Consider the following 21096-nt stretch of genomic DNA (forward strand, 5'->3'; position numbering starts at 1 on the left):
TTCAGTACTCCTTCTGTTCCTTTATGATTGGGAAAATTCTTTCCACTTCTGAGATACCCTTTAGAACTTCATAAAGTCCGCGCTTAATAACCTTTTCTTTGGCGTCATTCCCGCGCCACCCATCCGGACGGCACTTTAAAACTGCATCATGCACTGCTATGGCCAGGTCTTTATTCTTCCCTAGATTGTTAAAAAGAGCTCTCTTAGCTGGAGTATTCAATTCATTTGATGTTTGTTCATTTTTACCTGTTTGCACCCGCGTTGCAAGCTCGGCAATCTTATTCAGGTAAGCCTCGTAGTTTAGAGCATTTTCTTTTCGTTCTTTAATAATTGCATTTAGAAGGACTGACATCTCATCATAAAATGCCGGATCTATTAATTGCTCCTTTATTATCTTGCTTCTGACGTTATTTTCAATTGTTTCAGCCACTGCTTCTTTGTTGCCTTTAATCCCATCAGGCAAACCGTCAACCGCATCAGAGATGCCCGTCTTTACAATCAGCTCAATCAGAGACAAGTCACCAAAAGGAGTTATATTAACAGATTCATTAGCTTGTATGTAATGATCGATTAAAAACCGCATATCGGCCTCGTAAGGTTTTAAATCCAGTGATTCCCCACTAGCCTTGCGTATTTCTTCCCGCAACTTCAAATAATGCTCGAGTAGTCTTTTTATTTTGTCTATTTCATGCTTGGTGTAGCCGGTTGCTTCCATTTCATCCGCAATTGCTGCATAAGCACGGACAAAAGCAACGGTACCTTTATATAAGGCTGTTCGTTGAACCTCCCTAGCCTTTAGTTCTTCTGGGATTTCGGTGTTTCCGCAAAAATATCTAATATGCTCGAGAGTACCTTTAGGTACTTCTACTGGCTCGCAGAGCAGTTCCAGTAGTTCGATGGCTTGATCCAGGCGCTCGCGTCCTTTTTTAAGCCGGTCCTGGAGCAAGATATCACATTTGCCTTTTTCAAAATCGTCGTAAGCTAGTTCCGAAGTGTATACGGCAACAGCATTCTCAACCTTTTTGAACAAGTCCTTATAATCCACAATATAACCGAATTGTTTGTCCTCAGTATCAAGCCTATTTGCCCGACAAATGGCTTGGAACAATCCATGGTCTTGCATAGATTTATCAATGTAAATATACGTACAACTAGGGGCGTCAAAGCCAGTCAGAAGCTTATCGACGACAATAAGGAGACGCATATTGGCCGGTTCTTTCATAAACTTCTCTTTGACCAAATCTTCATATGTCTCCGTTTTTGATTTGCCGGCTACTACAGAAACATCTTTCAATAATTCAACATAGGTGTTGTAAATATATTGTTTCTCTGTTTCAGTGTTAGCCCCTGTATCCTCTGTCGTAATATCCCGAGTAACTGGATTGTACGAAGTTACAACGGCACATTTGTCTTTAAATTCAGTTATCTGAAAAAGCTCGAAATATCGACATGCCTCATAAATACTAGATGCAACAAGAATAGCATTTCCCGTCTGTGAACTAAGTCGCGGCTTAATACTGAAATCAAAAACAATATCGTTGACGATTTGATCCATGCGGGAGCGCGAACTTAATACCTTTTGCATGGTTCCCCATTTTTTTCGGAGCTCCGCCTTTTGAAAGTCATTTAAACCTCTAGTTTTACTGTCAAACCAAGCATCAATTCGCTGCGGAGAGGAAATTTTCTGATCTATATCACGGGCTTCATAAATCAAGTCTAATACGACTTCATCCTCAACTGCTTCATTGAATTTATAGGTGTGAATATACTTCCCAAAAACTTCGATGCTAGTTTTTTTATCTGCTTTTAGCAGCGGTGTCCCCGTAAAGCCAATAAAAACTGCATTTGGCAACATTGCCTTCATGATCTCATTTAGCTTCCCGCTTTGAGTACGATGACATTCATCTATGAAAAGAAATAACTCTCCGACTGCTTGAGAAGGTTGACTCTTCAGTTCCTTGATAAACTCTTCAAAGTTGTCCACATCTTTTTTACCAAATTTGTGCACGAGGGAACAAAGGAGTCGTGGCTTAGCTTGAGCAAGCTGTGCCATTAGATCCTTGCCGCTAGAGGTACGTTTAATCGGTTCTCCAGCTTCATTAAACACACGCTCGATTTGTTTGTCTAATTCGTCACGATCTGTGAACACTGCTACGCGGGCATTAGGGTTGTTCTCCAGAATCCATTTAGCAAGGAGAACCATGACAATACTCTTGCCACTTCCTTGAGTATGCCAAATAATGCCCCCTTCACGACGACGAACGTGCTCCTGTGCTGCTTTAATCCCAAAATATTGGTGTACCCGAGGAAGCTTTTTTACCCCGCCGTCAAATAACACATAATCATACATCAATTCAATTAGCCGATTTTTTTTGCACATCTTGATCAGATATTTGTCGAGCTGAAGGCGACTAGTATCTTCAATATCCTCTTTCCAATTCAAAAAATACTTCTCTGCAGTACCTATTGTTCCGTAGCGTAAACCCTCGGTATTATTTCCCGCAAATACAAATTGAATTGTCGAAAAGAACCGGCCAATAAACTCTTTCTTTTGATTAACTATACTTTGGCGAATACCGTCTCCAATGGATACTGTGCTTCGCTTGAGTTCTAAGACTCCAATGGCTATACCATTTACGTATATTACAATGTCCGGACGTTTTTCCCTATTACCATACACTGTTACTTCTTCTGCAATGGCAAAATCGTTCTTTTCAGGGTGATCCCAATCGATAAAGTGTACAGTCTGATAATTATTAGCAGCATCGACCTTTACTTGAATTCCGTACCTTAGATATTCATAGACTTTTTTATTATTGGTATACAGACTTTCGTTATAATTGTTCGCTGCTACCCCGAGATTATATAATGCTTTTGAAATGAGGGACTGATTGTAGCCTCTTTTTTTAAGAAATGCTGTAGCTAACCCTTCTTCAATATTGCTGTTGTTTGAGCGTTCTTCCCAGTTTCCGAGATAGGTATACCCCAGTTCGTCCCGAAATAACTGAACGATACGATTTTGGGATTCCCGTTCACTTTGCCCGACATTACTCATACCAACCTGATCCTCCCAGTCAAGAGGTTTTGCATCATACCTTGTTTGATCTGTTTGTATTTTGCGAGTTTGATTTCAAGGGCATTGATTTCATTTTCCATATCGGTTAGCACACTTGCAATGGCAGCTTGTTCTTCTAATGAAGCAGGGAAAGGAATATAAACTTTTGACAGAAGTTTGCCGTTTGTTAATGCTCTGGTTGTATATGAGCAAGTTGAAACGATCTGTTTTCTCACAATCTCAGATCTAAAGCAATATTTTGTGTAGTTTAAATTCAACTTCTCATTTTTAGGTCTTCCTCTAAGAACAAATCCACTAAATACTGCATTCTGTATATCTTCAAGTATAGTCGATGATAGACCAATTTCCTCAACAGTTTCAGATGTTCTAGTGAATAATACATCACCTTTATTTACTTTATAGTTCCTGATTTCATCTTGCGTGACGTCAACTTTTCCATTTATATCCGATTGTAATAATCCAGGGTTATCGAAAACATCCATATAGTTAACTATAGGGTTGCCGTTACCAAAAAAGTGTTTTGCTTTATTTAACCCATTTTTAAAGTCTAACAACTCACCAATTGAAGCTATTTCCCATCCACTTGGAAATCTCCCGAATTGTGTATCTATGAATTTCCCTGGCTTATCAAACCCTTGAAGTCTCTTTTTACCGACTAGTAGTTCCTGCATAGCTCCTAGCTTAATTAACTGTTTTTTGTTGATAATTTTTTCTAACGATTGAATTAAGTTCTCAGCATTGGAAACTACACTCACAATTGCATTTTGTTCATCAAGGCTTGAAGGCAGGGGGATCTTAAATGTTCTTACATCTTTTACATTCAAACCAGGCTGAGCTGCACCTTTAATATGAAGGGAAATTTGAGATTTCCCTTCATATGATTGCAAATAATACTTACAAAATTTAGCGTTTGTAGAGCGTGAGTCAATTGGTATTCGTGCAGTTGTTTGAGTGATATTTGAACCTTGTAACCAAATCGGGACTATTTCTACATGGCCTGTACCAGCACCAACAATAGTAATTATTATATCCCCACTGTTTAATCTTGCCTTTTTGTAGCGTGATTCAACCTGCTCGGAAACCTTGAATAACTTATTAGAATCAACCCATCCAAATGAATAGTCCTGCCCTCGTACTAGATACCTACCATTCGGATCGAATCTTCCAGGTTGCACTATTCCATACCTAATGGTTCGATCTTTTTCAATTAATTCATTTAAAATCGAAACATCCCAATCAACGGGTATTACTCCTGCCTCAGTCTGTTTATAACCGGTTTTCAACCCCATACATAACCCATCCTTTCTAGATGAGTGTTTACATTCATCTCTAACACTTTGGCTTCTTCAAGATAGATAGGAAGTGGAGTTTCATAACGTTCCGATAACTCTACTATCCTTAGAGCCAATAGTTGGCTAATTCTTTCTATTTCAGTATTAATTTTTTGTTCAATAGTAGTCATCCATTTATCATTTACGACAAGGGTTTTAATCTCATCGACTGAAAATGTCGGATATTTTGCATATAACTTACTATCAAGTTTAACGCTGGAATCTTTTATGTTTTTATAAATCATTGATTGTTTTTCTATTATTTCTAGGTATGCTTCTAACACTTCGATTTCTTCTTTCGAATTTTGATCATCTATAATTTCTTTTAAACGAGATTTGACATTGCCTTTATTCACCTTTTCGAGTTCAGCAAAATAACCCTCATCCCCACCGTGTTCTTCTTCCATTTCGGTAAGTTGAGCAGATAAAAATTCACCTTCAGCTTCCATTACTTCGATTTCTTGCTTCTCTTTAAAGAAGTAGCGATTAATAACTAACTCCTTCGGGATAAGGTCACAGGCCCAGCCTTTATCAACTAATTTCTTCTGCTTATTTTCTACCTGTATTCGATATGTGTCGGCTTTCCAGCCATCAGCTGAGATTATGTAGCAGTCATCTTGCATCACGTCGTCCCAGTAATCCATAAGATGCTGATATACATCATATTTTGAAATTAAAGCCTTATCTGCGTATGTCTCTAACAGCTCTTCAGAGAGTTCGAAAATAACCAACTTAGGATTAACAGCAATATTTAACCTTTTCAAGTAATTGATACTTCTTTTTTTCCACTCGGAAAGTATAATGTTCATTTCCTTAGTAAACCCTTTAAATTCCGAGTGTTCGAAAATAGTCTGCTCTATTTCATCTTTGTTTACGATAAGTGTTGAATAACGGTCCCTTAAGCATTTACCAAACAAAGATTGTTCTAGAGTCGGAAATGCCTCCCAATAATCATTCAAAGCTTCAATATCAGTATTAGGAATGTCTCCCAATAAATGCGCCTCAATATCCTGAATATCCTCAGCTTCTTGGCTATCAATATACCGAGGAATGTTCAAATTATATTCATTTTTTTCAATCTCGTTGAAAGATACCATTCGTGAGTACTTTTCTACTTTGGTCTGCTTATTAAATACATCAACTATTTTATGAATATCCATGTTTCGCAAACGATTTTTATTTCCATCTTTCATAAATCCTTTGCTGGCATCAATCATAAAAATACCTTTGCGGCTAGTAGCGTGTTCCTTATCAAGTACAATAATACATGCCGGGATACCAGTCCCATAAAAGAGGTTAGCCGGCAATCCAATGATGCCTCTGATATATCCTTTTCGAACTAGATTTTTGCGAATTTCAGCCTCTGCATTCCCTCTAAAAAGAACACCGTGCGGCAGGATGCAGGCACCTTTACCCTTGCCGCTCTTTAATGAGCGAACAATATGAAGCAGATACGCATAATCACCATTTTTAGCAGGCGGAACACCATAATCTTTAAATCTTTCGTACAGATCGCTTTCGATATTGATTCCATTCCTCCAACGCTTATCACTAAAGGGTGGATTTGCAACAACATAATCAAAAGTTTTTAAACCAGTGTTCTCATCGGTAAATAGAGGATTGGCAAGAGTATTACCCTGTTTAATCTCTGACAACGTGTTATTATGAAGAATCATATTCATTCGAGCTAAGCCTGATGTTGCCGAATCTTTTTCTTGACCATAAAGCGATATATTTTTATCCGCTTCATTAGCAACCTTTAACAACAAAGAACCCGAACCGCAGGTTGGATCGTACACTGTGGTCGACGTGCTGGAGTTTGAACTATTAATTCCAACTATTTTCGCCATAACACGGCTTACTTCAGCAGGTGTATAAAATTGCCCCTTGCTTTTACCACTTTCAGTAGCAAAATGGCGCATCAGATATTCGTAGGCATCGCCTAGAATATCATCACCCTCTGCACGATTTTTACTGAAGTCGAGCGCTTTGTTTTCAAAAATGGCAATCAAGTTGGTAAGACGGTCGACCATATCTTTGCCGCTACCAAGTTTATTTACATCGTTAAAGTCAGGCATATCGGACAACTTGTTTGCTTCAGCGATCGGACCGATGATTTTTTTATTTATATCATCACCAATAGTAGGTTTACCTTTTAAGGCAACCATGTCATTAAAACTGGCGCCCTCGGGCACTGTTATTGCAGCATAAGGTTCATTGGCAAATTTATCGCTTATATATTTTACGAACAGCATTACCAGCACATAATCCTTGTACTGGCTAGCATCCATGCCTCCTCTTAGTTCATCACAGCTCGACCAAAGCGAGCTATATAATTGAGACTTTTTCAGCGCCATAAGAAGTACTCCTCCGGATAATAATCAAATTGTTGTAGGAACTGACTCCATAATCATTAAAAGACACGCGCCCAATATTCGGACACGCGTCCCTACGATTCACTAGTATTATTTTTCGACAGCTGCACTGAATAATCCTCCATTATCACTTTGCAGCATTATCTCTTGTGTAATTAATTCTTCGAACTTCTGTCCAAACTTATCCTTCAGTCCTGCTACTTTTTTAACCTTCCAGCTTTGGACATTATATTGCTTATTATTCAATGTGTTTACTGCCTTTTTTATTCTCCTAACTTGAAACTGTTCAGTAGATGCGACTGCCGTAGACAAAGCCTCCTGTGTCCTCGGTAACTTATGTAGTGCTTCGTGTTAGGAGCGCTTGAATCCCAACCCGCTTTCCGATTTCTGTCACGATTACTCTTATTAATTTATACTCGATGCTAGTAATTTCTTCAGCAGCTTCTCTCACTTTATTTGCAATTTATACATTTCGACTGTTCCAATCAATTCGATGATTTGCTACTTCATAAATCGAAACAATCTTGTTTTGTGACTCTGTACTTTTCTTCTGTTGATGGTCAGTGTCAACACTTATATTATACAGTAATGAACCCACCGATTCATTCAAAAAACCAAGAACCAATATATGCCGTAACGGATGGCAAGTAACTCTTGGCGATCGCAATAATTTGTGTAGCCAGGAGTGCTCATTCTCAGGATGAATATAGCTATTTACGTTTTTAGGATAACTTTTATTGTAGTGCGCATTAAATTGAGCAATAAGTTCAGGCCATTTGATTCTCCTTGATGTGTTCGCCAAGTCTCTTTGTTGAAGTTTAGAAACATAATATTGCCTTATTTGTTCAAGACCCCTCGGCTTGAATATCATATAAAGTAGTTGATGAGCTTGTTGCGCCACGAAGAATTTAATATCCGAATTGATTGTATTTTCATCTTGTAATAGCTAAATTTCCTTCTGCGTTAAAACACTATTCAATGTGTGCATCTCATGTTTATGTCTTGGATAAAATGTTTTCACCGTGGCAAGAGATAAAGATACTCTCTATAAGATCTGGTTCTTAAAGAACTACCACTGGGCAGGGGCCAATTTCATTAGCTAGTTCAAACCACCTATCACTAATAGCTCTTGAGCAAGAATAAAATCGATCCTGAAAATAGATGCCTTTTCCGTCACTCTTCCGATCCTGAAGAGTGATCTCAATTCCAACCCATAATCTTCATTCCCCCTAACTTATTAGAATAATTATATTTATATCCGTTTTCGGATATTATATTCAAAGATAGTTGTTCGTTAAACTCTTGAAAGAAATTCTGACAGAGCGCGAGTCTTTATGAATGAATGTTCTTGTCTACCGACATCAACCGTTTAATAGAGAAGACCCGAATCAGCTCAAATCAGCTGCTCGGGTCTTCTCTCAAACTTTCCGGCCGGCTAATACAGTCTAGATGAATCCTTTGAAAATCGACTCGAGCTTTTCCATAATGGCAGCCTGCGTCTCCGAAGTTAACTCCATATCGATCTTTGTCCGGTGCTGTTTCGGGAAGCTGTTGAAGTCGTCTTTGCATTGTTTTAAAGCTTTAGAAATCGCGCTGTCGAATTGAGCTTGCTTTGAAGATGACAGATTACTGTAAGTATGGTACGCATCCTCCAAGTTGTCTTGCTCGTCCCACTCAATTCCGATATGCTTTGCTAGCACCATGTTGTAGATTTCACTGCGGTTAAACACTGGTTTTCCTCCTTAGAAACTTAGAACTTGAGCAATTCATGTTGCACTGTAGTTCCCAGTATAGGCCCCAGCTCACCACAATTCACGGAATGAGTTTTTTAAAAAACCTGAACTTCATTACTCGTCTCATGGATAATCGCAAATAGGTGATCGTTTAATTCGTAGAGGAAATCCATCATCCATTCATAATCATAAAACTGATACAGTTTTAGAACCGTATTGTCGAGCTTCTGGTGTACCTTTGCTTTTTGGATGTATAAATCTAGTTTGCCCTTTTCCCTGAAATAACCCCGGGATATCTTCTCACGTACAAATAGATAATGAGCTTTGTCCACGAAAGGTTTAACATCATTACACTTTATCTCTTCAACGTAGTCCCTAATTATGCTCATGGCATTCTTGCCACGGTATCCTACCTTGCTCATGAAGAACTCACGGAAATAGACCTTGATATCCTGAAGGGAATTCGGATAACATTCACGGCCTCCATACTCATTAAATAATCGAATTATTTCTCTGGTCTCTTTTAGCTTATTCGGATAATCGTAAACCGGCTTTCCTTCTGTAATCAAAGAAGCCGCTTGATCGATTTCATAATCGTTTACCAGCTCCTTAGGAGCATAGTAATGAGGTGCAACATGACCGAATTGCCGATTAGATTCTGATTTCTTGTTGTCCTCTTCTACTTCTTTTATCAGAATGTTAAGAACGTTGCTGTACTCGTAAAACTTTCCCTTTTTTGCTAGGTAGGAGGCAAACACCCCACTTGTCTCTTTGGCTGTTAGTTTTCCAGAGGATTTCTGCTCCTTCCCCCATCTCTCAAGCTGCTTATCAGCTAATTCTGATAACTCATCTAATTTATCCATAAACCGTACAAGAGCACGACTAGCATCGTCGATATCCATTTTCCATACAACTTGGTAATTGATCCACTGCATAATACCGTCAGTCACGTAATCGATGTAATTTTCGAAACACCGAAGACTTCGAAATAAGTACAGTAATCTGCGTATCTGTTCATTGGTATATCTGAGTTCTTTTACGGCTTCTGTCCTCTCGGTATCAACAACCAAGTGGCGAATTAGCTCTCTGTTCCGCAGCTGCAATTCCTTTATCTTGTAATCGGCATTACATTCCTCCTCAGATGTCCAATCTCCCTTTGATGGAATGATAAAGCCTCTATAGTCTCGATTGATATCGCTCTTTTGCATATTCGAAATAATTTCTCTCTCTGGCGTCTGATAAAGAAGATGATAAAGTAATTTGCACTTCTCTTCTTCCTTCAGCCGATCGAAAGGCAATGCTTCAAATATGGAGCTACTCGTTAGCTTCCTAATTAAACCTTTAAGCTTTTTTCTTTCATTATTTAACTTCTCTCCATTCCATTGCTGCTTCCAATTACCCGTCTTCATGTATAGGTTTGTAAATTCCATGTAATCCAATATACCTTTCCCCCTTCCCCTAACACTCAGATCGAGCTTAAGCCGGCTGTAACGAAATTCGGTATATTCGCCTCAGGACGAGGTAGGTTTAGATTCTGATGATTGAGAAATTTTAGGTGTATAATATGACTAGGAGTCTCCTCAAATAGTTCAGTTCGTTTAATAATACATATTTTACTATATTCTTATAAATTTATGCGATACACGTCCTAGGTTAAGAGTCAATCATCTAACAGCCAATTAAGATCTATACTAAATCGTTTTCGAAGTGCAATTAGCGTTTCTGCTGAAGGTTTAGTGATGTCTTTCTCAATTTCACTTAAACGACCTTGCGAGATGCCCAAGCCTAATGAAAATTCTACTTGGCTCATATCGTTCGCTTTTCTGATTTTCTTTATTTTTTGACCGATTGAATCCGCCATTTTTTATTCGTCCTTTAATAAAGGGCAACCAGAGTTGTTTCTGGTTGCCCTTCTAGTTAGTGGTCCCACACTTTGGGTCCACAGTTTTTTATCAGTGGACGCCATCTTTGTTGTAAAAACACCGACATTATTGTTTAAGTACCAACATTATTGTATAGGCACCAACTTTAATGTCAGCGAACAATCGACAAATTATTTTCTTTAATCATTACTCAACCGTAACACTCTTAGCCAAATTCCGCGGCTTATCCACGTCATGCCCCAAAGCCAGCGAGGCGTAATACGACAGCAACTGCAGCGGCACAACAGCCAGAGCTGGCGACAAAATCGGCAGCGTCTTCGGTATCGAGAATACTTCGTCGACAGACTTCGCGACCTCGTCTTCGAAGCCGCTGTTCGCGACCGCAAGCACGTGAGCGCCGCGCGCCTTCACTTCCTTAATGTTGCTAAGCGTCTTCTCGTATAGCAACTCTTGCGTCACCAGGGCGATGACCGGTACGCCGTCTTCGATCAGCGCGAGCGTGCCATGCTTCAACTCACCGGCGGCGTAAGCTTCGGAATGGATATACGAGATTTCCTTCAGCTTGAGCGAACCTTCCTGAGCGACAGCGTAGTCGACGCCGCGGCCGATAAAGAACAGACTCTTGTGATGAGCCATGGACTCGGCGACTTGCTTGAGCAGCAGAGCTTGCTCCAAAATGCTCTCGACTTGCTCAGGCAGCGCATGCAAACCTGCGATAATCTCCTCGACCGCGGCTTGCTCCTGCGTACCCGCCACGCGAGCCAGATGCAGGCCCAGCAGATAGAATGCGATCAACTGCGACGTGTATGCCTTTGTCGATGCGACTGCGATCTCCGGTCCCGCCCAAGTCGTAATGACATCGTTCGCCTCGCGGGCGACGGAGCTGCCGACCACGTTTGTGATCGCGAGCACGCGAGCGCCGTTTTTCTGCGCTTCGCGCAGAGCGGCCAGTGTGTCGGCCGTCTCGCCGGATTGGCTGACGACGATGACAAGCGTATCTGGCGTAATAATGGGCGAGCGGTAACGGTATTCCGAAGCGACGTCGTTCTCGACCGGAATGCGAGCCAGCGTCTCGATGACCGATTTTCCCACCAAGCCTGCATGATACGCCGTACCGCAAGCGACGATATGAATTTTGCGGATGGAGCGGATATAATCATCCGTCATCGACAATTCTTTGAGATGGACGGACTTGCCGTCATCCGCGATTCTGCCGAGCATCGTGTCGCGGTAAGCTTTCGGCTGCTCGTAGATTTCTTTCAGCATAAAGTGATCGAATCCGGCTTTCTCCGCAGTTACCAGATCCCAATCGACATGGAATATTTCCTTGGAAATAGTATCGCCATCCGTCGTCATCAGTTCGACACCATTACGTGTCAGAACAGCCATTTCGCCGTCGTTCAGAATATACACATTGCGCGTATGCTCCAAAATGGCGGGAATGTCTGAACCAATGAAGTTCTCGCCTTCGCCGATGCCGATAACGAGCGGACTTGCGAAACGTACGGCTACAAGCCGCTCCGGCTCGTATTCCGTCAGCACGCCAAGCGCGAACGCGCCGCGCATCCGTTTTACCGCGCGTTGTACAGCCTCGACAATGTTGCCGTTGTATTCGTCAGCCACCAGATGGGAGATGACCTCCGTGTCCGTCTCCGATACGAACACATGCCCTTTGGCGATGAGCTCATCCTTCAGATCCAGATAATTCTCGACAATGCCGTTGTGCACGACCGAAAATTTCAAAGAATTGTCCGTATGCGGATGGGAGTTTACGTCAGACGGCTTGCCATGCGTTGCCCAACGCGTATGCCCGATGCCGACGGAGCCTTCCAGCGGCTCTCCCTTCAACTTATCCTCCAGCATGGCGAGACGGCCCTTCGACTTTTTGATCTCCAGCCCTTTGTCCGTAAACACGGCGATGCCTGCCGAGTCGTAACCCCGGTACTCCAGCTTCTTTAGACCCTCAAGCAAGATTTCCTGCGACCCGCGATTACCAATATATCCTACAATTCCACACATATGAATAGACCTCCGCTAACGGTATATTTCCCCGTCCAGACGGATGCCAACCAAGGCGGCACAGGCAAATTATGAAGTTGTCTTATGATTTCCTCAAAGTAAGCATATTCGAAGAGAAGGTCGCCATCCCGAATTTCGAATCCGGCCATGCACCTTATCACGATCTCTATGATTACGAAAAAATAAGTGCGACAAAACCAACCCCATTGCCCGCGCCTTCCTCACAGGAGGCACCCCTGGACACTCGGGAGCGAATTTTTCATTTTGCTGCAGCCCGCCGTACGTTTGTCGGATTGGTCGCCCAATCGTTTTGCGTATCGGCTTTCGGTTGGCCGCTATATACCGGAAGGTCCCCGCCGAAATTTCGAACACCTTCACCTCGTCAGCTTTCCGTATGAAGCTTGGTCCATGCTCTCTACTCTAAGTCAGCAAGTACATCAGCCTTCATCACGCAAGCTCTGGCGCTTATCAATCTGGAGTAACCTCTGCCCTCTCTTTCCTTCTTGAATGGAAGCCTACGTCTTATCATATTCATTTTATCCTGCCCGCGCAACCATTTTCTGAAAATGACGAGAAACGAACGGCGCAGCCGGCAGCGAATATCCGTAACGGAAATTCGCTGCCGCCGTGTCAACCGCATTAATCGACAACTTTCGATATGTTTAGCCCAAAGCGCTCTTTACCACGTTGGCAATCTGGTCGACGTAAGCCTCTACCTGCTCCTTGTCCGGGCCTTCCGCCATCACGCGGATCAACGATTCCGTGCCCGATGGACGGACGAGTACGCGGCCGTTATCGCCGAGCTCATCCTCAACTTGCTTAACGGCAGCCAAAATGGCTTCGTTGCCGTTGTACAAGCTCTTGTCCGCGACGCGAACGTTAACAAGCTTCTGCGGGTACTTTCGCATCAGACCCTTCAGTTCGCTCAGCTTCTTGCCCGATGCCGCCAGCGTATCCACCAGCTGCAGCGCGGTCAGAATGCCGTCGCCCGTCGTAATATGATCGAGGAAGATGACATGGCCGGATTGCTCTCCGCCCAGGTTATAGCCGCCGCGGCGCATCTCTTCCATCACGTAGCGGTCGCCTACAGCCGTCTGCGCCGTCTTAAGGCCGATGCTCTCGGCTCCCTTAAAGAAGCCGATGTTCGCCATCACCGTCGTCACGACCGTGTCATGGGCCAGCTTACCCTCGCGCTTAAGGCGATCGCCGATAATGCACAGAATGAAGTCGCCGTCGACTTCTTCGCCTTTGTCGTCTATCGCGATCAGCCGGTCGGCGTCGCCGTCGAAGCTCAGGCCGAGATCGGCGCCAAGCTCCAGCACTTTCTCGCGTAAGTATTCGGGATGAGTCGAGCCGACGCCTGCGTTAATATTGCGGCCATCCGGCTCCGCGCCGACCGTCGTAATATCCGCTCCAAGCTCGCGGAATACGGCAGGGGCAAGCTCGTATGCCGATCCGTTCGCGCAGTCAAGCACGATCTTAAGGCCGCCAAAGCCCCCTTCGATCGTCGTTTTCAAGTAGTCCAGGTAACGCTTCTTCGCTCCTTCGTCCGTCGTCAACGTGCCGATTTCAACGCCCACGGGGCGAGGAAGTTCGTCTTGCTCCGCATCGATCAGCGCTTCGATTTCCAGCTCCGTATCGTCGGATAGCTTGAAGCCGTCTCCCGCGAAAAACTTAATGCCGTTATCTTCAACCGGATTATGCGATGCGGAGATCATGACCCCTGCGTCGGCCTCCAGCTCCTTTGTCAAATAAGCAACCGCCGGCGTCGATACAACGCCAAGCCGGACGACGTTCGCTCCGATCGACAGCAAGCCCGCGATCAATGCGGACTCCAGCATTGGTCCGGAGATTCGCGTATCGAGGCCAATGACAACCTTCGGCTGGCCCGTTGCCGTTCTCGTTAACACATAACCGCCGCAGCGGCCAATCTTATAAGCCAGCTCTGGCGTTAATTCGCTATTGGCGACGCCGCGAACGCCGTCGGTTCCGAAATATTTCCCCATATTTCCTGTTCTCCTTTAAGTACAATAATGGTGCATTCCTGATACGAATACGCAGCAAGCGCCTAGACGGTGACAAAAACGTCGAGAATCGCTCCTCTATGGCATCCCGCAAGCTTGGTTATTTATGAATTTTTATGTGGTCAACGAGCGCGTGCCGGTATTCCTGCCATCCCCGCCACTTGCTCCGCCTTCTTCAGCCGTTTCATTGCCGCTGCCGCCGCTATTGTTGGAATTCTCTTCTCCGGGATCCGGCGTCTCGGTCGGCGTACCGCCAACTTCGATATCCTCCGGCGGTTCGGTCTCGCCGCCGCCGGACGACGCTGACTCATCCACGATCTCGATGGACGCCGTCAAGGGTTGTCCATCGTTTAATACAGCCTCAATATACGGAGGCAGCTCCAGCTCCAGCGGTACGGTATGTACGCCCGGTGCGAGTCCTTCTACGTTAGCGGTGATGACGACATCCGTTTCCTTTACGTCCGCCAGCACGGCTTCCGCACCGGATAGCTGCAGACTCATCCGTCCGCTCTCCGGCGTACGCATTACAGCCTTCATTCCGGCCGGCGCGCCGACTACCGATATCCTCAAATTGTCGAGCGTGCGCGTCGCCGTCTTCTCAACGACTACGTCAAGCTCGATTTCGCCAGGAGACACGGCTTGAATGCCGTCGATCGGCGTTGCCTTCACCTTCATCTTGCCGGATTCCTTAACCTTGCTGAGATCCAGCACCGCGCCGTCATAAACCTGGATCGTATCCAGCTTGTCCTGCTGGGCGTAGACCGTAATATTTTCTATTGTCGGTCTCACGGACACCAGACTGAGGTTGTCGTCCAGCGTGCCGCTGTAACGAATTTGCAGCGGCACCTGCTTGAATGGCAGCGTAATCGGCACTTCCGCATGTATCGTGCTTGGCGTGACGAACGCTCCCGTAATCTCGACTCCCTCGGAGTCGTATACGACCACCTTGGCCTTCTTGTTGGAGACGGTTTTATCCTCATCCTGCACGTTCAGCGTGACGGCAACGACGCCGACCCGCTCCATGTCATCCTTCGGCAATGTCACTTCGACCGAGCTTCCATTCTCTGTCAATATCGAAGGCGTACCCATTACATAACCTTCTGCCGGCTCGCCCTCCGTAATGATCTGCACGTCGAACGACTTGGTGACGATCTCCTCGATCTGCACGACGACAGTACGCGGAGAGAGCTGGACCTCCTTGATGCCCCGCGGAAGCTTGACTGTCAATGGCAGCTCCTGCGGTCCCGGCTTCGCATCGGTCAGGTCGACGCTCACGACATAATCGTCGGTGGATGCCGCCAGCAGTTTGCTGATGCTGCCCTCCACGACGAGCTTCGTGACGGTCGGCTCCATAGCGGTCATGACATACTTCGATTGATCCAGCCCCGTAGGCACAATGGTCGCCGCTTCGATCACTTTCGTATCGACGCTGGAAGCCGTCGTCTGCGGCGATGTCTCGGGATCGATATGTACCATTGCAAACAGAATGAGCCCCAGCACGACGGATACGATCTTTAGTGCTGTCGGATGATTTAGCCACTTATCCATCCTCTATACCCCCTTCCGCTTCCAGAACGGGGACTTGGCGGCTCCGCCGCCGTCCTTGCCCCGGCCGCTCGCCTTGGGAGTCAGCTCCTCAAAGAGCTTCGAGATGAGTGATTCTTCGTTAATGTCCCTAACGATCATGCCGTTTAGCGACAGCGTCACCTGTCCCGTCTCCTCGGACACGACAACCGCAAGCGCATCGCTCACTTCGGACACGCCGATGGCGGCGCGATGACGCGTACCCAGCTCCTTGCTTATGAAGGGATTTTCCGAAAGCGGCAAGTAGCAGGCCGCAGCCATCAGCTGGTTGCCGCGAAGAATAACGGCCCCGTCATGTAGCGGCGTATTCGGCGTGAAAATATTAATAAGCAGCTCCGATGTAATCTTCGACTCCATCGCAATGCCGGATTCGATCATTTCGCTGAGACCCGTCTGCCGCTCGAAGACGATCAACGCGCCGATCTTGCGCTTCGCCATATGCTGCACGGCACGGATAATTTCGTCGATCTGCTCGCTGAGCGCGGTCTTTTCCGGACTGTTGGAACGCGAAAACAGATTGCCCCTCCCAAGCTGCTCCAATGCGCGACGAAGCTCCGGCTGGAACAATATAATTATGGTCACGATCCCGAGCGTAAACATCTGGTTCATGAGCCACTTAAGCGTATAGAGATTGAGCCAGGTACTAATCGCCCAAGTCGCGATAAGCATAAAGATGCCCTTGAGCAACTGCACGGCGCGCGTTCCCCGAACCAGCAGAATCAATTTATAGATAATAAAGCTCACGATGCCTACATCGATAATATCCTTCAGCCAATCCTGCCATGTAGAATCCGTAAAGTAGTTCAAGCGTTCACCCCCGACTGCTGCCTGAAATTGCGTATATCTCTATTATCGCATTTCAACTGTATGTTTTTCTACTTTTGGCATGGGAATTCCTCTAAATTTGAAAAAAAAGCTTCCCTCCGGGAGGGAAGCCGTAGTTAATGAGTTGTTGCAGCGCCATTAAATGTCGATATGACCCTGTACCAGAACCAATCCAACGCTTGGTCGATCGTGCGGCTTTGACCGGCAATATGGCCCGTCGATGCCAGAACCATGGAGCCGTCGATCACCGTAACATCGCCGCTGACGGTGCCTTGCACCTCGAGCTGGCCGTTCTCCACGGTCAAATTGCCGATTAACGAGACACCCTCCGGTACGATGACGGTATTGCCATTGATGACAACATGCTGCAGATCCTCGCCTGCGACAATCAACTTGGAGTCCTGTTGCCAGGTCGCGAACATGCTGGTGAACATAACCAACAGGAACACCGCGGCAGCGGTCAGTCCAGGATAACGATAGATCATACGGACGAAGCGGTTCCTCTTCTTGGTCTTGCCCTTCGGCAACGAAGACATGATGCGGTTCTTGAGAGCCTGCGAAGCTTGCGCATCATAACCCGAGACGGAAGCGTGGCTTCCTTCTAGAGCCAGGAATGCCGCAGCATCGGTCTTCTCCAGCTGTTCGAAGCGAGTTCGGCAATCCGGACAAGCAAGTATATGCTCGTGCAGGGCGCCCTTCTCTTCGCGCGGAAGCTCGCCGTCCAGATATTCGTGAATTTTGACGATGGCGACTTTGCATTCCATAGCAGCCAGTCCTTTCTTCTTGCTGTTGTTCATAATCTCGGTATAGGATACGTATCATCCCGAGGGATGTTTCAAAAATATTTTTAATAAAAGTTCACAGTCGATGTTCCAGCTTCTTGCGAAGAAACTCACGTCCGCGATGGACACGAGTTTTGATCGTCGTAACGGGCATGCCCAGAATGTCGCCAACTTCCTGCAGGGATAAGTCCTGTATGTATCTCAGCATCATGACGGACTTGTACTTGGGCGGCAGCGTCTCCATAGCCTGATGGATAATTCGCTGCGTATCCGACAGAACAACCTCGGACTCCGGCGTGCGATTGTCGCTCGGGATCATGGAATACCCGTCAAGCCCCTCGTACTCGCTGGACTCCGCGTCCAGAGAATAAGTCGGCTTGCGCTTGCGCAGCCTGTCGATGCATAAATTTGTCGCAATTCGGTAGATCCATGTCGAGAATTTAAGCGTTTCGTCGAACCGATCCAGATTCTTATACACGCGAAGGAACGTCTCCTGGACGACATCCTCGGCCTCTTGACGATTGCTAAGCATTCGGTACGCCATATGGAAAAGCTTATCCTGATACAGCTCCACAAGCTCTTCGAAAGCTTGCTGGTCGCCCTTCAGCGCCAACCTCGCAAGCTGGTTCTCCAGCACATTCACCTTGTCTATTCCTCCAAACTTCCGGTCCGCCCGGGGTTTCGCCGACCTTCAAGCCGACGACGTCCAGACTTCATACGCCGCGTCAATAACCCGCCAACACGCGCTCCTTCAAAAATGGTAATCCACCTGCTCCAAAAAAGCAAGCGATGTCGCCAATTATGCCATTTTCGAGTCCAAAAATTAACGAGGCGGACCTAAGAAGAAGACAAGGAAGTTTTATTAACGCTCCAGCCAGCACCCGGCAGAAAGCAGAAAGCAAGCCGCACCCCGGGGTACGGCTCGCCTCGCTGACATGCTTCATGATTAAAGCGGACACTTTTGGATGGAACTACCTCTTACAAGGAGTTTGTTTTCAATTTTTCCAGAACCTCGAGAATAGTCGACGTTGGGATAGCAAATCCGATCCCCTGCGCCTCGGCGTTTACCGCCGTGTTGATACCGATGACCTCGCCCCGTTCATTGAGCAACGGACCGCCGGAGTTGCCGGGATTGATCGAAGCGTCCGTCTGCAGCAGATGTTCGTAGACATGCTCGCCTTGCTCACCCTGGATCGTTATGGGACGTTCCTTGGCGCTTAGCACGCCTGTCGTCAGCGTATGATCGAAGCCGTACGGGTTGCCAATCGCCAGCACCCAGTCGCCAATGGCTGTCTCGTCGGAGTTGCCCAGCTTCAGAGCGGGGAAGGAGCCTCCACCGGGGTTCACCACCTTCAGCACCGCCAGATCGAGCTCATAGCTTGCGCCCAGCACCTGAGCCGTCAGCGGCTCGTCGTAACCTTCTACCGTCACCTTTACCTCGGAAGCGCCGGCAATAACATGCTCGTTCGTGAGAATGTAGCCCTCTTTGTCGAAGAAAAAGCCTGTCCCGGAGCCAGACAGCTGGAGCTCGCCAGTGCCGGTGTTGCCATCCTGAGTCCCGCTTTGACCGCGCGATCCCTCCTGCCCCTGTCCGCTTCCTCCTCTGCTGCCCATGCCGCCGAAGAACTCCTGGAACAAAGAATCGTTCAACCTGCGCGATTGCTGCTGCACCTCTGTGTAGTTCTCGATCTTCACTACAGCCGGGCTCGCTTGCTCGTATACGGATGCAATATTTTCACTCGGGTTCAGAGAGGCCGTGGATAAGCCCGCATCTTGCCCGGCATAACCTCCTGCCGCTTGCCCGGCTGCCGATTGGCCCGCCGTTACGCCACCCGTAAACAGATTGGCACGATCGGCCGCGTAGGACAGTCCGCCGACCATAATCGCGCCAGCCAGAAAGGCCGCCATCATCGGCAAGGCCGGATTCATCTTCGTTTTTTTCTTCGAGCTTTTTGAGCTCTTCGCGCTTCGAATTTCATTATAATAGGCTTCGAATTGCGGTGCCGCGTGAGTCACTGTCGCTTGTACCGTCGTCTTGTGCTCGCTTGACTCTGTTTCTTCTGTCCTTGCCTCCCTCGACTCATATCTGCTTTCATACCTGCTTGACGCTGTATCGTTATCCTTATTTGTGCTATGTTCAACATTGACATCGACTTTCGATTCCGGGCTATTGCCCGTCTCGCCCTGTGCTTGTCCGCTTTTGTAAGTATCCCATTCTCTCATATGTGTATCCCTCCCATGTCAGATTGACTGAGCTGCTGCCGTCTTATCCGATAGCTCTATCATGAGGGATGTTCCTTAAACCAATCTTAACCCAGCCTAAATGCTACCTAAAATGATTTCCTGCTCTTGCTTCGCGAAAACAACGTCACTCACTGCCTATCGGACATAAATGACACTATTCCTCGATTTTTCAGGTTTTTAAAAATCTAACGGACACAGACGACCTTATCGGCATCATCAGAGCGCCAAGCGGCTCCATAACGACAAAATAACGTCGTTCCTGTCCTTTAGATTGGGGAGAGATCAAAAAACGGACAAATAGAGTCCCTGGTGTCTGTTAGAATTTTCAACCTTTTGTTCACAAGACAGGGAGTCGCATCATTTCTCGTACAACAAAAAAACCAGCCGCGACAAAAGTCGCGGCCAGCTAGTCTGGAGTCTATAAGATAAATCTTGCCTATCAGGCACGAATCGGGTATTAGCCCGTATTCCGAAGGCCGGCTGCAATCCCGTTAATGGTTAGAAGAACCTCGCGGAGCAGCTCGGGATCATCCTCATCGTTTGCTCGCAGATCGCGAAGCTCCGACAGCAGTTGCACTTGCATGTAGCTGAGCGGGTCGACGTACGGATTGCGCAGACGAATGGATTCCTGGATGACAGGTACGTTGTCCAAAATCTCGTCTTGTCCCGTAATCTGCAAAATCAGCGTTGAAGTCAGATTGTACTCCGATTCGATCTGCGAGAAGATCCGATCACGAACGGTTTGATCTTTGATCATGAGCGAATATTCCTTCGCGATGAGCAGATCGGCCTTGGCCAGCGCCATCTGCAGATTGTCGATCAGCGAACGGAAGAACGGGAACTGCTCGTACATCGTTTTCAGTGTAGCGAGCTTTGACTCGTCGCCGCCCGCGTACGTTTGGAGCGCCGTACCGGCTGCATACCATGCAGGCAGCAAGTAACGGCTCTGTGTCCATGCGAAAACCCAAGGGATCGCGCGCAGATCTTCGAAGCGGTCGCTGTTCTTCCGCTTGGACGGACGGGAGCCGATGTTTAGCTCGCCAACCTCGGGCAGCGGCGTAGACTCCTTGAAGAAGGTCAGGAAGTCCGGATCGCGGAAGATCAGATCCTGATACTTGTTAAGCGCCGTATCGGAAATGGAGCGTGCAATGGAATCCCACTCGGCTTCCGCCTCTGCTTCCTGTTGCGGATACTTCGCCAGACGCGCCGCCGTAACAAGC

General features: G+C 46.4%; 16 protein-coding genes. All 16 read right to left on the bottom strand.

The window, feature by feature from the left end; genetic code table 11:
• Window position 1: 1 nt before the first annotated feature.
• Window positions 2–3055, bottom strand: coding sequence for a type I restriction endonuclease subunit R (locus PAT3040_RS01965; protein ID WP_108991340.1), 3054 nt, complete (start codon window positions 3053–3055; stop codon window positions 2–4).
• Window positions 3052–4365, bottom strand: coding sequence for a restriction endonuclease subunit S (locus tag PAT3040_RS01970; protein WP_108991341.1), 1314 nt, complete (start codon window positions 4363–4365; stop codon window positions 3052–3054). The genes PAT3040_RS01965 and PAT3040_RS01970 overlap by 4 nt, the downstream gene beginning before the upstream one ends.
• Entirely contained in the window at window positions 4356–6764 is a 2409-nt protein-coding gene (locus tag PAT3040_RS01975) for a type I restriction-modification system subunit M (protein ID WP_108991342.1), read from the bottom strand. The genes PAT3040_RS01970 and PAT3040_RS01975 overlap by 10 nt, the downstream gene beginning before the upstream one ends.
• A 108-nt stretch (window positions 6765–6872) precedes the next feature.
• Entirely contained in the window at window positions 6873–7094 is a 222-nt protein-coding gene (locus tag PAT3040_RS01980; RefSeq protein ID WP_108991343.1) for a hypothetical protein, read from the bottom strand.
• A 151-nt stretch (window positions 7095–7245) separates the two neighbouring features.
• Entirely contained in the window at window positions 7246–7683 is a 438-nt protein-coding gene (locus PAT3040_RS39825; protein ID WP_108991344.1) for a TnsD family Tn7-like transposition protein, read from the bottom strand.
• A 544-nt stretch (window positions 7684–8227) separates the two neighbouring features.
• A complete protein-coding gene (locus PAT3040_RS01990; RefSeq protein ID WP_108991345.1) occupies window positions 8228–8512 on the bottom strand; it encodes a hypothetical protein in 285 nt (94 codons plus the stop codon).
• Between the two features lie 98 nt (window positions 8513–8610).
• A complete protein-coding gene (locus PAT3040_RS01995) occupies window positions 8611–9954 on the bottom strand; it encodes a hypothetical protein (protein WP_108991346.1) in 1344 nt (447 codons plus the stop codon).
• A 221-nt stretch (window positions 9955–10175) separates the two neighbouring features.
• Entirely contained in the window at window positions 10176–10376 is a 201-nt protein-coding gene (locus PAT3040_RS02000; RefSeq protein ID WP_108991347.1) for a helix-turn-helix domain-containing protein, read from the bottom strand.
• Window positions 10377–10584: 208 nt separating this feature from the next.
• Window positions 10585–12417, bottom strand: coding sequence for a glutamine--fructose-6-phosphate transaminase (isomerizing) (gene glmS, locus PAT3040_RS02010; protein WP_108991348.1), 1833 nt, complete (start codon window positions 12415–12417; stop codon window positions 10585–10587).
• 662 nt (window positions 12418–13079) lie between these two features.
• Window positions 13080–14423, bottom strand: a complete 1344-nt coding sequence (glmM, locus tag PAT3040_RS02015; protein WP_108991349.1) for a phosphoglucosamine mutase — start codon at window positions 14421–14423, stop codon at window positions 13080–13082.
• A 132-nt stretch (window positions 14424–14555) separates the two neighbouring features.
• Entirely contained in the window at window positions 14556–15989 is a 1434-nt protein-coding gene (locus tag PAT3040_RS02020) for a CdaR family protein (RefSeq protein ID WP_108991350.1), read from the bottom strand.
• A 3-nt stretch (window positions 15990–15992) separates the two neighbouring features.
• A complete protein-coding gene (cdaA, locus tag PAT3040_RS02025; protein WP_108991351.1) occupies window positions 15993–16832 on the bottom strand; it encodes a diadenylate cyclase CdaA in 840 nt (279 codons plus the stop codon).
• A gap of 134 nt (window positions 16833–16966) precedes the next feature.
• A complete protein-coding gene (locus PAT3040_RS02030) occupies window positions 16967–17614 on the bottom strand; it encodes a zf-HC2 domain-containing protein (RefSeq protein ID WP_087570684.1) in 648 nt (215 codons plus the stop codon).
• A 94-nt stretch (window positions 17615–17708) separates the two neighbouring features.
• The gene (gene sigW / locus PAT3040_RS02035; protein WP_087570670.1) at window positions 17709–18275 is read right to left on the bottom strand and encodes an RNA polymerase sigma factor SigW; all 567 of its coding nucleotides are present in this window, start codon (window positions 18273–18275) and stop codon (window positions 17709–17711) included.
• 335 nt (window positions 18276–18610) lie between these two features.
• On the bottom strand, window positions 18611–19855 hold the full coding sequence (locus PAT3040_RS02040) for a S1C family serine protease (RefSeq protein ID WP_108991352.1): 1245 nt from the start codon (window positions 19853–19855) through the stop codon (window positions 18611–18613).
• A gap of 478 nt (window positions 19856–20333) precedes the next feature.
• Window positions 20334–21096, bottom strand: a 763-nt coding sequence (locus PAT3040_RS02045) for a phosphoenolpyruvate carboxylase (RefSeq protein WP_146200335.1), incomplete at its 5' end; no start/stop codon positions are given.

This window comes from Paenibacillus agaridevorans (assembly GCF_003112455.1).
GTDB lineage: Bacteria > Bacillota > Bacilli > Paenibacillales > Paenibacillaceae > Pristimantibacillus > Pristimantibacillus agaridevorans.